Source organism: Nannocystis pusilla, from assembly GCF_026626665.1.
GTDB lineage: Bacteria > Myxococcota_A > Polyangia > Nannocystales > Nannocystaceae > Nannocystis > Nannocystis pusilla.
In genome coordinates this window covers 11,250,534-11,263,976 of sequence record NZ_JAPNKE010000002.1, presented here as the reverse complement: position 1 = coordinate 11,263,976, position 13,443 = coordinate 11,250,534, and the positions used below count along the sequence as shown (strand labels likewise).

Here is a 13,443-nt window from a genome sequence, read left to right as displayed (position 1 = left end):
GGCCGAAATGTCGTACAACCCCTCGGCCCCCACGGCCTGCGGCCCTGAACTGCGTCACGCCCCCGCGCCCGGCGCCGGCGCGCTCCCTCCCCGGACGGCACCCGCTTCATGTTCTTCTCACGCCACGAAATGATCCTCGCGGCCCTGGAGACGCCGCGCCTGATCGAGCTCGCTCGCGTCCTCCAGATCCCCGAGCCCGCGCAGCGCCAGCGGGGGCAACTCATCGATCTGCTCTGCACCGCTCGCTACGACCAGTTCCGCGGCTTCCTCGAGCGACTCAGCGTCCTCGAGCTGCGCGAGATCTGCGAATTCGTCGGTCTCCGCGAGGCGTACGGCGATCCGGCCGACCTCATCGATCGCCTGCTGTTCATCGAGCGCCGCTCGCCCGCGCCCCCGCCCGCACCTGCGGCTCCGGGGCCCCGCGCCTCCGGCTGCAGGCGCACCGCCGGCTGCAGGCGCACCGCCGGCGCCGCCCAAGCGTCGCGGCGCCAAGACGCAGGCCCGCGGCGAGCTCGGCTTCGAAGCCACCTTGTGGCAAGCGGCCGACCGCCTGCGCAGCAACATGGACGCGGCCGAATACAAGCACGTCGTGCTCGGCCTCCTCTTCCTCAAGTTCGTCGGCGAGGCCGGTCCGCCGCTGCGCGCCGCGGGCGCCAAGCCGCCGCCGACGCGCGGCTTCAAGGTGCCGGCCGCGGCGCGCTGGGACACGCTGCTCGGCAAGGCTCGCTCGCCGCTGCTCGGCCGCGACCTCGATCAGGCGATGGCCGCGATCGAGGCCCAGAACCCGACGCTGCGCGGGATCCTGCCGCAGATCTATCAGCGCCCCGGCCTCGAGGCGGCGCGCCTCGGCAAGCTGCTGCACCTCCTCGACGACATCCCCGATTTGGGGTCACAAGGCCGCAAGGCCCACGACGTCCTCGGGCGCGTCTACGAATACTTCCTCACCTGCTTCGCCTCGGCCGAGGGTCGCAACGGCGGCCAGTTCTACACCCCGCCGAGCGTCGTCGGCTTGCTGGTCGCATTGCTCGCGCCGACGCGCGGCACCATCTACGACCCCGCCTGCGGCTCGGGCGGCATGTTCGTGCAGAGCGAGCGCTACTTCGAGGAGCACGGCGGTCACCGCGGCGAGCTCAAGATCGTCGGTCAGGAGTCGAACCCCACCACCTGGCGGCTCGCCCGCATGAACCTGGCCATCCGCGGCATCGAGGGCGACCTCGGAGCTGAACCTTCGGACAGCTTCATGCGCGACCTGCATGCCGACCTGCGCGCCGACTACATCCTCGCCAACCCGCCGTTCAACGCGCGCGCCTGGGGGGCCACCGCGCTGGCCGACGACCCGCGGTTTTGCTTCGGCCTGCCGCCCGACGCCAACGCCAACTTCGCGTGGGTGCAGCACATCCTCTACCACCTTGCGCCGCAGGCCTGGCCGGCCTCGTGCTCGCCAACGGCTCGCTGACCGTCGGCGGCCGCGAGGGCGAGATCCGGCGCCGGATCGTCGAGGCCGACCTGGTCGACGGCATCATCGCCCTGCCCGCGCGCCTGTTCTACAGCACCGCCATCCCCGTGTGCCTGTGGCTGCTCGCGCGCGACAAGGCCAGCGGCCGCGACCGCCGCGGCAAGGTCCTCATGATCGACGCCCGCGACATGGGCGCGATGCTCGACCGCACCCACCTGGCGCTGCGTCCCGAGGAGCTGGCCGAGATCGCCGGCATCTATCACGCCTGGCGCGGAGCACCTGTCTCCGAGGGCATGTCGCAAAAGCCATACGCCGACGTGCCCGGCCGCTGCTGCGCCGTCGACCTGCCGACCCTCGCCGAGCACGAGTTCATCCTCGCGCCGACGCGGCACGTGCGGCCGGCCGAGGCGGCCAACGCCGCGCCGGACTTCGCCGAGCAGTTCGCCGCGCTGCGCCGCGACCTGCTCGACCAGATCGATCGTGCCGCCGCGCTCGACCGCGAGATCGCCGACGCGCTGGCCCGGGTCGAGGTCCCGTGAGCGCGCCGGCCCACTGGGTGCGCTGCACCCTCGACGCCATCAAGGCCGACAGCGACAACGCGATCGCCGGCGGCCCGTTCGGCTCCGACCTCACCCAGGCCGACTACGTCGACGACCCCGACGGCGTGCCGGTGATCCGCGGCTGCAACCTCGGCCACGGCGAGCGGCGCTTCTACCCCGACAAGCTGGTGTTCGTGCACCCGCACAAGGCCGACGCGCTGCGGCGCTCGCAGGCCTACCCGGGCGACGTCATCTTCACCCAGCGCGGCACCGTCTCGCAGGTCGGCCTCGTCCCCGACGACCTGCCGTGGCGGCGCTTCCTGCTGTCGCAGAGCCAGATGAAGCTGACCTGCGACCCTGCGCGCGCCGACCCCGAGTACGTCTATTACTGGTGCCGCTCGCCCGAGGTCCAGCGCTACGTCGAGAACTGGACCATCGCCGCCGGCGTCCCGCACACCAACCTCAGCACCCTGCGCCAGACCCCGCTGCTGCTCCCGCCGCTCGCCGAGCAGCGGGACATCGCCGGCGCCCTCTCGGCCCTCGACCGCCGGATCAGCCTGTGCGACGACCAGCGGGCCGTCCTCGTCCAGGTCATCGACCTGCTCTTTCGCACATGGTTCATCGACCATGCGCCGACCGCCGACAAAGAGAACGGCCTGCGCCACCCGACCGTCGACGAGGCGCTCTACAGCCGCCTCGCCCCGGCCTTCACCGTCGACGGCGACCGCCGGTTCCCGCTGGCCTACCGCCTGCTCCCGCTGACCGAGCTGGCCGAGTTCCAGAACGGCAGCGCGTTCGGCATGACCGACTTCAGCCCCGCCGGCGAGGGCCTGCCGATCATCAAGATCGGCGAGCTGAAGCAGGGCATCACCCGCCAGACCCGCTACTGCGTCGCCCGCGACAACGCCCGCCGCATCGACCGCGGCGACCTCCTGCTGTCCTGGTCGGGCAACCCCGACACCTCGATCGACACCTTCCTCTACTTCGGCGGCCCCGCCTGGCTCAACCAGCACATCTTCAAGGTCGCCACCAAGCGCCCCGAGGACCGCGCCTACATGTTCGGCCTCCTGCGCAGCCTCAAGCCGCGGCTCCTCGCGTTCGCCCGCGCCAAGCAGACCACCGGCCTCGGCCATGTCACCCTCAAGGACATGCGCACCGTCGTCGTCGAGTATCCCCCGGTGATGATGCGCGACGCCTTCGACGCCCTCACCGCCCCCTACTTCGCCAAGATCGGCGCCTGCGACGAGCTCCGCGCCTCGCTCGTCGCCACCCGCGACGAGCTGCTGCTCCGCCTCATGTCCGCCGAGGCCCGCCTGCGCCCGTGAGCGGGTAGCCGGGGCGACATGTCCCCGAGGACATCTCGCGCGCCGCCCGTCGCGCCCCGTCTGCGCCCGCGAGCGGGGCCCGCGAGCGACATGTCCGCGAGGACATCTCGCGCGTCGCCCGTCCCCTTGGCCCGCGGCGCGCGACCAGGGTATCGTGGCCCCATGCACGCTCGCGGTACCTCATCGATGGAGAAGCTCGTACGGATCTGCGCCCTCTTCAACGCGAGCATGATCGCCGCCTTCTTGATCCCCGGGTTCTTGCCGCTGCTCGGCATCGTGCCCCCGCCGTCGCCGTTCTGGCTGTGGCTGCCGTCCCTCCTGGCCCTGTTCAGCGCCCTCGTGCTGTGGCTGTCCGCCACCGATCTGCGCCGCTACGGCACGTTCCCCTACTGGAGCGGGTGGAGCCGCATCGGCTTCTTCGTCCTCGCCTTCAGCCTCGACTTCCCCGCCACCGCCGGCCGGATCGTGGCGCTGATCGCCGTCGTCGACATCGTGCTCGGCCTCGCCTGCGTCCTCGGCCTGCCCCGCGCCACCGGCCGCACCCCGCTGCAGCTGCTGATCGGTCGCGGCGCCGATTGAAGCGCCCGACTTCCTTCTTTAAAGAGTCTTTGCGAACATGTCCAAATGAACATGTATAAACCGAGCCGGTCGCGTCCGCGCGGCGACGCTCCCTGCCCGAACGTCCGCCCCCGCGCTACAGTCGCCCGCATGCTCGCCCGCCCGCGCGTCTGCGTCGCTGCGCTCCTGCTCGCCGCCTGCCCGTCCGCCCCCTCGACCAGCGCCACCGCGACCGGCACCGGCGACACCACCACCGGCCCCGGCACCACCACGACCACCGAGCCGACCACCGGCGAACCGGCCGGCTGGCAAGTCGCGCTCGAGCTCGGCGTCGACAAGGGCGCGCTGTTCAGCGTGTGGGGCCCGCAGCCGGACGACGTGATCGCCGTCGGCGGTCAGGGCGTCGGCCCGACCTCGAAGGGCCTCGCGCTCCGCTGGGACGGCGCCGCGTGGACCGAGCTCTCGCTGCCGCCGGGGACGACGCGCCTGCACTGGCTCGCCGGCGTCGGCGACGCGCTGTGGGCCGTCGGCGAGGCGGGCGTGGCGATCCGCCGCGACGGTGACACCTGGACCCCGATCGCCACCGGCGTCGACGTCCCGCTGTGGGGCATCTGGGGCGCCGGCCCCGACGCCATCTGGAGCGTCGGCGGCGACGGCTTCGTCGGCGGCCCCTCGCTGCTGCGCTGGAACGGCGACGCCTGGGCGCCCGAATCACTCCCGCCGCTCCCCGACGACTGTCACGCCCTCTTCAAAATCGTCGGCACCGGCGTCACCGACGTCACCGCGGTGGGCGACCTCGGCGTCGTCCTGCAGTACGACGGCGCCGCCTGGACGCAGCAGGACGTCGGCTCGATCGCCGACCTCATCAGCGTCAGCGGTCCCGCGCACGCGCGCCTCGCCGTCGGCGGCCGCGCCAACGCGCGCCTGGCCTGGTGGGACGGTCAGAAGTGGACCGGCGCGACGCTCGATCGGCCCGGCCTCTCGGGCGTGTGGATCGACAGCGACGGCGAGGGCTTCATCACCGGCTCGAACGGGCAGATCTTGCGCGTCACCGCGGGCGACCTCGAGCCCGAAGCCGAGCCGAGCCCGACCAACCTGCTGCTCCACGCCGCGTTCGGCTTCGCCGCCGGGCCGCGCTTCGCCGTCGGGGGCAACCTCGCCGGCATGCCGCCGCACGTCGGCGTCATCCTCCAGCACCCCGGTCCGTGAGCGCGTATCATGCGTCATGCAATCGCACTCGCGGCACGTCCTGCTCCTGCTCGCGGTCTCCGCGTGTACCCCCGACGAGGGCGTGACCACCGACGCGTCGACCGGCACCACCGGCGAGACGACGAGCACGAGCACGAGCACCGGCGAGGACACCACCACGACCACCACCGACGCGCCGACCACCGGCGAGCCCGGCACGACCACCACCACCAGCACCACCGGTGAGGCCGGTTACTGCTGGGGCTTCGACGTCGACGCCCCCGCCCCCTTCCTCGCGCTCTACGACTACCAGCACGCCGAGCTCGCCGACGGCGTCACTTTGCCGCTCGAGTGCGGCGGCCAGGGCTCGTGGATGTTCGGCCTCTACCCCGAGTTCGGCGGCTACGAGCCGACCGGCGATTCGGTGGTCTTCGACCTCACCGTCGACGTCGACGGCTACAACATCAACCCCGCCGGCCACTTCTTCAGCGGCGAGGTCTACTACTACGTCGGCTGCGACGACGTCCTCGGCGGCGTCCTCGGCGTGGTCCCGATCATCCCGCCCGACGAGCTCCCCGATCCCGCCGTCCTCGACGGCCTGACGGCGAAGGTCCACGTCGAGCTCGACGCCGGCGGCCAGCTCGTCAGCTTCGACGCGACCATGCCCCTGTCGGCGCCCCCGGAGCTGACCGAGGACGGCTGCATGTTCCTCTGAGCACACCTGTCTCTTCGGACACCTCGTGCAGCGGAGCGACCCGTGAAGATGTACATCCTGATCCGCGCCAGCGTCCCGCTCGGGTTCGCCATGGTCGCCTGCGCCCACGCCTCGCTCGCCGCCTACCTGCGCTTCCGCGACGAGCCCGAGGTCGCCGAGTGGCTCGCCGGCCCGTTCCGCAAGGTCGTGTGCAAGGTCGGCGACGCCGAGTTCGCGGCCGCCCGCGCCGCCGGCGACTTCGTCGTCATCACCGAGTCCGCGCTCGATGGCGCCGAGGTGGCCCTCGCCTTCAAGCCGCGCGCCGAATGGCCGCGCGCGTTCCAGTTCTTCCCGCTCTACCGCGCGTAGACCCTGCTCGACAATTGCCAATGCCACGACCCGCGGTCTCCCGCGAATCGTGGCACTCGATCCGGCCACCGGCGGGCGAGGCGTCACGCCGCGCCGGCCGGCGACCCCGGGCTCACACGCCCTCGCAGACCTTCATCGTGCCGTCGAACGCCTGCGCGTTCTGGCACACGTCGACGGTCGAGCAGCCGCAGGTGCCCTCGTAGCACTTGTCGGAGTACATCGTGCCGGCGCAGTCCGAGTCCTGGCCGCAGCCGCAGACGCCGTTGTTGCAGGTGGTGAAGCCCGCGATGCCGGAGCCCGCGCAGTCGTCGTCCGTGCCGCACTCGCAGCGACCGGTGCCGGTGTTGCACACCGGGTGGCCGCCCTGCGCCGGGCAATCGGTGTTGGCCTCGCACGGGTCGAAGCAGGCCCCGTTGTCGCACTTGGCCCCGGTCTTGCCGCAGACGGCGATCTGCGCCCCACCCTCGATCGGGTCGGCCATGATCTCCTCCTGCGTCAGCGTCTCGCACATGATGAAGTCGCTGGGGACGATGGCGCACTTGCCCACGCCCTCGCCGATGTTGATGCAGGCGTAGCCCATCATGCAGTCCGCCTGGGCCGCGCAGTCGAGCACCCACCCGCTGAGGGTCGCGTTGCACTGCGTGTCGGTCGTGCACAGGAAGGACTCGTTGACGCAGCGGCTGTTCTGGCAGGTGTAGCCCATGTCGACGCCGCCCAGCGTGCAGTCCGCATCGCCGGCGCACTCCTCCTGGCAGAACTGGCCGTTGCCGGGGGCCGTCGTGTCCTCCGTCGTCGGGCCCGCGGTGGTCGGCACGTTCTCGGTGTCGGTGCCGGGCGTGGTGTCGGTCCCGGGGGTGGTCTCGGTCCCGACCGTGCCGTCGGTGCCCGCAGTGTCCGTCGTCGGGCCCATCGTCTGCGTGCCCTGCGTGCCCTGCGTCGTGTCGGTCGCGACGCCGGAGGTCTCCGTGTCGCCACCCTTGTCGTCACCGCAGCCGAGCGGAGCGAGCAGCGCCACGAACAGAGGAATCACCGGCGTCTTCACAAGAAATGAGAGTTGCATGGCCGCGAGGGTACATCACGCGGCCGCCGCCGGCCACGCGCGGGATCGCAATGTGCGATGTGTTCTTTGAGACATATAGAACGCGTTTCGCCATCTCCCCGTTTGCATGATCTTTTCCTTACGCGTTGAATAATCACAGCAACCCCCGCTGCGCCCTCGTCCGCGGCCCCCGTCGAACGCGCAGCGGGCTCGACCGTAACGCGCGCGCAACGGGTGCACACGTCGGTGTGGGGCAATGCGAGCTATCCCGAGAATGCACGCTGCTCGCTGCTGACGGGGCTTACCTCGGTTTCGGCAGTATCTGCGGTTTAGCGGCCCCGCGCGCGATCTGCCGCGGGCATCTGTGGCGAGCAGGCGTCCGCGCGCGCCGGTGCTCTGCCGTGGGTGACACCCCGACGAGCTCGCGCCGTCCGGTCGTGGCGGTCCCACCATTCACGTCGCCGCCACCGCGTCGTGGACGCGCTCGAGCGCCAGCCCGAACGCGAACCACACCGGCGCGTAGTCGAAGCGGATCAGGCCATGGAGGTGATACCGCGAATAGCTGTAGTCCCACGGGCAGCGACCGGTCAATCGACACAGCGCCGCCCCGGCGACGTACTCGACGATGAAGATCAGCACGATCCACAGCGCCCCGCGCCCGAGCCACGGCCAGCCGCGGATCGCCTCGTGGACCCGCTCGAACAGCAGCCCGCCCGCGCCGTACAGCGGGAACATCCACAGGTACGTGTGACCGAGCAACCGCAGGCGCTGCTCACGGCTCAGCTTCAGCAGGCCGACGTCGTCGCCCAGATCGCCGCGCACGCCGGTGATCAGCGCGGACAACGCCGTCCACAGGATCTCCGCGCACCAGCCGAACACTCCGTACACGAGAAGGTGGTGGGCCATGAGGTCCTCGCGCGACGTCGAGGCTGAGACATGACGCCGTCCCGCGGCCCCGCAAGCGGCCTTGGCCGCCCCTCCGCGGGCCTCCCGGCCGCGCCGCACGGGCCGGGCTCGATCGCCGCCCGAGCGCCCCGCAGCACCGCCGAGCCTCGCTAGCCGCCGCGGGGTCGCGCGGCCAGCGTCGCGCCGCGACCTCGCTTCCGGACGAGGTCGGCCCTGGCCGACGCGAGCCGCCGCCCGGCCGGCGCCCGGTCCGCGCGGGCGGCTGCTCGTCCGTTCGACATGAATGACCTTCAGGACATGCTCTAATGAGCATGTCCCATGGGCCACCTCGTTCTCGCCGCCCTCGCGCGGCTGCCCGCTCGCCGCCTGCGGGCCCCGACCCAGAATCGCGTCCACCTTCGCTCGCAGGTGCTCGGCGGGCATGTCGACCTCACCGCGCCCGCGCGGCCGCCCGTCAGATCGCCGCCGGCAGGTCCCAGCTCTGGATCATGCCCTCCTGCGCCTGCAGGTACTTGGCGGGCACGTAGTAGAGCTTGCCGCTCGGGCTGACCGCCACGCGGCCCTTGTCGGGCATGGTGGCGAACACCTCGAACACCCCGGTGAAGGGCTCGACCGCCAGGACCTCGAGCGAGGACATCGACGCGTAGACCAGGCCCGAGAACGAGTCATGGCTGAGCCCGGTGACGTGGGCCCCGAGCTCGGTGACGAGCTCCGACTCCTTCGTGAGCACGTTGTAGCGGTACAGCGCTCCGCCCTCGACCGCGACCAGCAGGTGCGCCGGGCTCACCGGCGCCGACGCGGTCACGCGCGCCGGGAAGTTGTGGACCACCGCCACCGTCGCCTGCACGAGGTCGGCGGTGTTGTACTCGCCGTTCGCGGTGCTGTTGCCCACATACAGCACGCGGTCCTCGCCCCACGTCAGCCCTTGCGGCCCGGCGTCGGCCACCGGCGCCATGAACGGCCCGCCGCCCATCGTCTCGGTCGCCGGGATGACGATCGGCAGCGGGTCGTCGGGGTCGTCCTCGACCAGCCGCGCGACCCCCTGGATGATGTCGCCGAAGCAGCCGCCGATGCACGTGTACGTGATCGCGACCTCGCCCAGGCCCTCGACCGGCTGCGGCGGCGCGACCGGCCCGGCGGCCACCGGCGGCACCTCGTGCAGCTGCGGGATCGTCAGCCGCCGCAGCACCTTGACCTCGCCCATGTCGAGGTTCGACACACCTGGCCATTCGGTCAGCTCGCCGTCCGGCCGCAGCCGCCGCAGGTAGTCGGTGCCGCTGCGCAGCGTCACCATCCACGCGGTGCAGTCGTCGGCGAAGTCGATGCCCATGATCTTCTCCGCGAACGGCCCGTTGAGCTGCTCGAGGCTCGGGTCCTGGCACTCGATCGGCCGGTCGCACGCGCACGCCGCCCCCCAGCACGCGCCCGCGCTCGTGCACGCCACGTCCGCGCACGGCGCCACCGGCACGCAGGCCCCCTGACCGTCGCACACGCTGCCGGGCCCGCACTGCCTGTCGCCGCACGCCTCGCTCGCGCCCGCCAGGGTGCACGCGTCGGCGAGCGCGTGGCAGGTGCCGGAGATGACGTCGCACACCTGTCCTTCCGGACATGGATCTGGCTCTTGCCCCTGGCACAGGGTGACGCACTGGTCGTCGACGCACTGCTGGTTGGGCTCGCTGCACGCCCCGCACCCCGCCGGCCCGGTGGTCGCCGTCGGTTCGCCGGAGGTCGGCGCGGTCGTGCCCGAGGTCGAGGCGGCGGCGCTCTCGGACTCGCCCTCGCTCGTGCTCGTCGTCGGCGTCGTGCTCGCGGTGGTCGACGGGCCCTCGCTCGTCGCGCCCGTCGGCGCCGTCGTCGTGCCCGCGCTCAGCGTCGCCGACCCGGAGTCGGCGCGCCCGTCGTCGCCGCAGCCCATCACGCCCACGCAACACACCAACCCGCCCAGAGCCCATCGCTGCATTGTCCGCCGCTCTCCCGGCGCGCACGCTATCACGTCGCCGCGGGCGACGGCGCGCGCCCCGACACCCTGCGCCCGCGGACTGCGCGAGCGCCCGAGCGATCGGCCATACGCGCTCTCGCGGTCGGGTGAGCGCGGCGAGCACTCCAGCACCCACGACCTCGTCGCGGCGCTCGCGGCCCATTGACGGCATCACGCTTGACGCGTTCACCTCCGGCGCGAATGATGATTGCATGGAATATCGAATGACCGTGGATCCGACGACGCATCGAGACACCCAGGACGCCGCGCCGGCCGAGCCGGCACCGCTCGACGCTCCTGCGCAGCCGCCCAGCCCGGCGACCCCGTGGTTCGCTCGTTACGTGCAGCGGTGCATCCGCGTCAAGACCGGCGTCAAGGCCGGCGAGGGGACCGGGGGCAAATGGCCCATCGGCGCGTGACCTGCCCTGGCAATGGAGCCCGGGGCCCGCGATTCGCGATTGCGCGCCCGCAAATTGCAGGCACCGGGCTTGACGCCTCCTGCACGCGTGGGACAATGCCTCGATGGAGTCGAATATGAAGCCACAACCCTTGGAGCACGAGCAGGACCTATCCCGCGAGCAGGCGACTGCTCCCACCCCCGCCGCGCACGCGGTCCCCTTCTTCGCGCGGTACCTCGAGCGGCCCATGCGGGTGAAGACCGCGCTCCGGGCTGGCGAGGGCGGCAACGGCGGCGGCAAATGGCCCCTCTCCGCCTGAGCCCCGCGAATCACCCCACTATGAAGCTCGCGGAATCACCACACCCGAGAATCGACGTATGACTGTCCTTATCGTCGCGTTCCGCGACTACCGCGACGACATCCCGAGCGTGACCGCGGCGCTGGCGGCCCGCGGCGCGCGGTCGCTCCGCTTCGACACCGACACCTTCCCCGGCGCGACCGGCCTCTCGCTCGCGTACGGCGGCTCGCGCGGGGCCGTGCTGCGCGCGGGCGACGAGCCGATCGATCTGAGCTCGATCTCCGCGGTGTGGCTCCGCGGCTTCCGTGAAGGGTCCGCCCTGCCGGCGATGGAGCCCGAGTTCCTCCGCACCTCCGTGCAGGCCGCGGAGGCGACGACCACGGCGATGCTCGCCAGCCTGGGCTGCTTTCAGCTCGACCCGCGAGAGGTCGTGCGCCGCGCCGAGAACAAGCCGCTCCAGCTGCAGCTCGCGCAGGAGCTCGGCCTGGCGATCCCTGCCACCCTGATCAGCAACGACCCCGCGGAGGTGCGAGCGTTCGCGCGGTCCTGCCCGGGCGGCCTCGTCACCAAGATGGTCGTCCCGCAGTCGTCCGCGAGGACCGCGAGGGCGAGCTCGAGAGCGTCTACACCAGCATCGTCACCGCGGAGGAGCTGGCCGCGCTCGACGGCCTCCACCTCTGTCCGATGATCTTTCAGGAGAGGGTGCCCAAGGCGCTGGAGCTGCGCGTGACCGTCGTCGGTCGTCGGGTCTTCACCGCGGCCGTCGACTCGCAGCTCGCCGACGGCGCGCGCGTCGACTGGCGCCGCGATCAGGGCCCGATCCTCGGCACCTGGCGCCCGCACGGATTGCCGCAGGAGCTCGAGCACAAGCTGCTGCGCCTGCTCGATCGCCTCGGCCTCGAATTCGGCGGCATCGATCTGATCTTGACCCCCGACGGCCGCCACGTCTTCCTCGAGGTCAACCCGCTCGGCTCCTTCTCCTGGCTGGAGCCGCTGGTGTGGGCCGACACCGCCCCCATCTCGCACGCAGTCGCCGACCTCCTCCTCGGCCGCGCGCCGCCGCGAATCTCGCGCCGCTGACGCTCGCGGCGTCGACCTCTGCCGCGGCGGACCGATCGGTCCCCGTGCTTTTTTCCGGTCACGACGACGTCGCGGCGGCGGTCTAATCCGCCGTGACCATGACGCGCCAACCTCCCGACATCGACGCCGAGACCGTCGCCCTCGCTGCTGCCGGCGACGCGGCCGCCGTGGAGGCGATCGTCCGCGGCCTCCAGGGCCCGATCCACGCCATCGCCCGGCGCATGCTGCTCGACCGCGACGACGCCGAGGACGCCACCCAGGAGTCGCTCGTGCGCATCGTCACCCGCCTCGCCCAGTTCCGCGGCGAGTCGAAATTCACCACCTGGGCCTTCCGGATCGCCGTCCGCCGGATCCTCGACTTCCGCGAGCAGCGGGCCGCCGCGGCCCGCTACAGCTTCCCCGCGTTCGCCGAGCACCTCGCCGACGGCCGCGACGACGCTGCCGTCGAGCGCGTCCAGGACGGCGTCCTCTACCAGCAGATCAAGCTCGCCTGCAGCCGGGCCATGCTGCACTGCCTCGACGGCGAGCACCGGATCGCCTTCGTCCTCGGCGAATTGCTCGAGCTGTCCGCCGCCGAGGCCGGCGAGATCCTCGACATCGAGCCTGCCACCTATCGCAAGCGCCTCAGCCGCGCCCGCGCGACCCTCACCGAGTTCCTCGGCCGCACCTGCGGCGTCGTCGATTCGCGGGCCCCGTGCGCCTGTCACCGCCGGCTCGCGCGCGCCACCGAGCTGGGCCGCGTCGACCCGCGCGTCGATCACATCGACGGCGACACCCTGGTCCAGCTGCGCAGTCACATCGCCTCGGTCTCCGAGGCGCGGCGCGTCACCGCCTTTTATCGCCGCGAGCCCGAGGTCCACGGCCGCCGCGACTTCGTCGCCGACCTGCGGCGGATCCTCGGCGCCCTGCATCACCCCGCACCGGAGCATTCATGAACACTCACGACATTTCCCCGATCCCCTACACCAAGCATTTTGTCGACGTCCTCGGCGCCAGGATGGCCTACGTCGACGAGGGCGAGGGCGACCCGATCCTCTTCCTCCACGGCAACCCCACCTCCTCCTATTTGTGGCGCAACGTCCTCCCGCACGTGCGCCACCTCGGTCGCTGCATCGCCGTCGACTTGATCGGCATGGGCGACTCCGACAAGCCCGACATCGCCTATCGCTTCGACGATCACGCCCGTTACCTCGCCGGCTTCATCGCCGCGCTCGGTCTGCGGCGGATCGCCCTCGTCGTCCACGACTGGGGCTCCGCCCTCGGCTTCGACTGGGCCATGCGTCACCCCGAGCGCGTGCGCGGCCTCGCCTTCATGGAAGCGATCGTCACGCCCATGCCGAGCTGGGACGACTTCCCCGAGGCTGGCCGGGCCATGTTTCAGGCCTTCCGCACCCCCGGCGTCGGCGAGCGGCTCGTGCTCGACGACAACGTGTTCGTCGAGCAGGCCCTGCCGGCCTCCGTCGTCCGCGGCCTCACCCCTGCCGAGCTGCGGCACTACCGGGCGCCCTTCCTCGACCGGGGCGCGCGCCGGCCCGTGCTCGCGTGGCCGCGCGAGCTGCCGATCGCCGGCGAGCCCGCCGACGTGGTCGCCCGCGTCGAACGCTACCGCGACGCC

At 71.8% G+C, this 13,443-nt stretch carries 13 protein-coding genes and 2 pseudogenes; 11 read left to right on the top strand and 4 right to left on the bottom strand.

Annotated elements, in window-relative coordinates; genetic code table 11:
* Positions 1-117 precede the first annotated feature (117 nt).
* On the bottom strand, positions 118-477 hold the full coding sequence (locus tag OV079_RS49850; protein WP_267777509.1) for a hypothetical protein: 360 nt from the start codon (positions 475-477) through the stop codon (positions 118-120).
* A gap of 85 nt (positions 478-562) precedes the next feature.
* Here OV079_RS49850 and OV079_RS59995 point away from each other — a divergent pair.
* The 6 genes and pseudogenes from OV079_RS59995 (at position 563) to OV079_RS49815 (ending at position 6,129) form a co-directional block, all read left to right on the top strand.
* Positions 563-1,995: pseudogene (locus tag OV079_RS59995) on the top strand (type I restriction-modification system subunit M).
* Positions 1,992-3,320: a restriction endonuclease subunit S gene (locus tag OV079_RS49835; RefSeq protein ID WP_267777502.1), complete on the top strand. Its 1,329-nt coding sequence runs from the start codon at positions 1,992-1,994 to the stop codon at positions 3,318-3,320. The pseudogene OV079_RS59995 and the gene OV079_RS49835 overlap by 4 nt, the downstream one beginning before the upstream one ends.
* A 162-nt stretch (positions 3,321-3,482) precedes the next feature.
* Positions 3,483-3,899, top strand: a complete 417-nt coding sequence (locus OV079_RS49830) for a hypothetical protein (RefSeq protein WP_267777499.1) — start codon at positions 3,483-3,485, stop codon at positions 3,897-3,899.
* Positions 3,900-4,028: 129 nt separating this feature from the next.
* A complete protein-coding gene (locus tag OV079_RS49825; protein ID WP_267777497.1) occupies positions 4,029-5,087 on the top strand; it encodes a beta propeller repeat protein in 1,059 nt (352 codons plus the stop codon).
* 16 nt (positions 5,088-5,103) lie between these two features.
* Complete coding sequence (locus OV079_RS49820) at positions 5,104-5,781, top strand: hypothetical protein (RefSeq protein WP_267777495.1); 678 nt, start codon at positions 5,104-5,106, stop codon at positions 5,779-5,781.
* A gap of 48 nt (positions 5,782-5,829) precedes the next feature.
* Positions 5,830-6,129 (top strand): aminoacyl-tRNA hydrolase, encoded by a 300-nt coding sequence (locus OV079_RS49815; RefSeq protein WP_267778830.1) that lies wholly within the window; start codon positions 5,830-5,832, stop codon positions 6,127-6,129.
* Between the two features lie 112 nt (positions 6,130-6,241).
* Here the strand turns inward: OV079_RS49815 and OV079_RS49810 are convergent, their stop codons facing one another.
* The 3 genes from OV079_RS49810 to OV079_RS49800 form a co-directional block, all read right to left on the bottom strand.
* The gene (locus OV079_RS49810; protein WP_267777494.1) at positions 6,242-7,189 is read right to left on the bottom strand and encodes a hypothetical protein; all 948 of its coding nucleotides are present in this window, start codon (positions 7,187-7,189) and stop codon (positions 6,242-6,244) included.
* 432 nt (positions 7,190-7,621) lie between these two features.
* Positions 7,622-8,074 (bottom strand): putative ABC transporter permease, encoded by a 453-nt coding sequence (locus tag OV079_RS49805; protein WP_267777493.1) that lies wholly within the window; start codon positions 8,072-8,074, stop codon positions 7,622-7,624.
* Positions 8,075-8,528: 454 nt separating this feature from the next.
* Positions 8,529-9,998, bottom strand: a complete 1,470-nt coding sequence (locus OV079_RS49800) for a hypothetical protein (RefSeq protein ID WP_267777492.1) — start codon at positions 9,996-9,998, stop codon at positions 8,529-8,531.
* A 266-nt stretch (positions 9,999-10,264) separates the two neighbouring features.
* Here OV079_RS49800 and OV079_RS49795 point away from each other — a divergent pair, with 266 nt between their 5' ends.
* The 5 genes and pseudogenes from OV079_RS49795 to OV079_RS59990 all read left to right on the top strand — a co-directional run.
* A complete protein-coding gene (locus tag OV079_RS49795; RefSeq protein WP_267777491.1) occupies positions 10,265-10,471 on the top strand; it encodes a hypothetical protein in 207 nt (68 codons plus the stop codon).
* Positions 10,472-10,827: 356 nt separating this feature from the next.
* Positions 10,828-11,436 carry an ATP-grasp domain-containing protein gene (locus OV079_RS49790; protein WP_267777490.1) on the top strand — a complete coding sequence of 203 codons (609 nt, stop codon included), beginning with the start codon at positions 10,828-10,830 and terminating at the stop codon, positions 11,434-11,436.
* On the top strand, positions 11,433-11,828 hold the full coding sequence (locus tag OV079_RS49785) for an MvdC/MvdD family ATP grasp protein (RefSeq protein WP_267777488.1): 396 nt from the start codon (positions 11,433-11,435) through the stop codon (positions 11,826-11,828). Before OV079_RS49790 ends, OV079_RS49785 begins: the two co-directional genes overlap by 4 nt.
* Positions 11,829-11,926: 98 nt before the next feature.
* The gene (locus OV079_RS49780) at positions 11,927-12,763 is read left to right on the top strand and encodes an RNA polymerase sigma factor (RefSeq protein ID WP_267777485.1); all 837 of its coding nucleotides are present in this window, start codon (positions 11,927-11,929) and stop codon (positions 12,761-12,763) included.
* A pseudogene (locus OV079_RS59990) lies at positions 12,760-13,440 on the top strand (haloalkane dehalogenase); the annotation flags it as partial. The gene OV079_RS49780 and the pseudogene OV079_RS59990, both read left to right, overlap by 4 nt.
* Between the last annotated feature and the right edge of the window lie 3 nt (positions 13,441-13,443).

Coding starts and splice junctions, on each gene's coding strand:
- OV079_RS49830 (WP_267777499.1), top strand. CDS start 3,483: ATGCACGCTCGCGGTACCTCATCGATGGAGAAGCTCGTACGGATCTGC.
- OV079_RS49825 (WP_267777497.1), top strand. CDS start 4,029: ATGCTCGCCCGCCCGCGCGTCTGCGTCGCTGCGCTCCTGCTCGCCGCC.
- OV079_RS49820 (WP_267777495.1), top strand. CDS start 5,104: ATGCAATCGCACTCGCGGCACGTCCTGCTCCTGCTCGCGGTCTCCGCG.
- OV079_RS49815 (WP_267778830.1), top strand. CDS start 5,830: ATGTACATCCTGATCCGCGCCAGCGTCCCGCTCGGGTTCGCCATGGTC.
- OV079_RS49810 (WP_267777494.1), bottom strand. CDS start 7,189: ATGCAACTCTCATTTCTTGTGAAGACGCCGGTGATTCCTCTGTTCGTG.
- OV079_RS49805 (WP_267777493.1), bottom strand. CDS start 8,074: ATGGCCCACCACCTTCTCGTGTACGGAGTGTTCGGCTGGTGCGCGGAG.
- OV079_RS49795 (WP_267777491.1), top strand. CDS start 10,265: ATGGAATATCGAATGACCGTGGATCCGACGACGCATCGAGACACCCAG.
- OV079_RS49790 (WP_267777490.1), top strand. CDS start 10,828: ATGACTGTCCTTATCGTCGCGTTCCGCGACTACCGCGACGACATCCCG.
- OV079_RS49785 (WP_267777488.1), top strand. CDS start 11,433: ATGATCTTTCAGGAGAGGGTGCCCAAGGCGCTGGAGCTGCGCGTGACC.
- OV079_RS49780 (WP_267777485.1), top strand. CDS start 11,927: ATGACGCGCCAACCTCCCGACATCGACGCCGAGACCGTCGCCCTCGCT.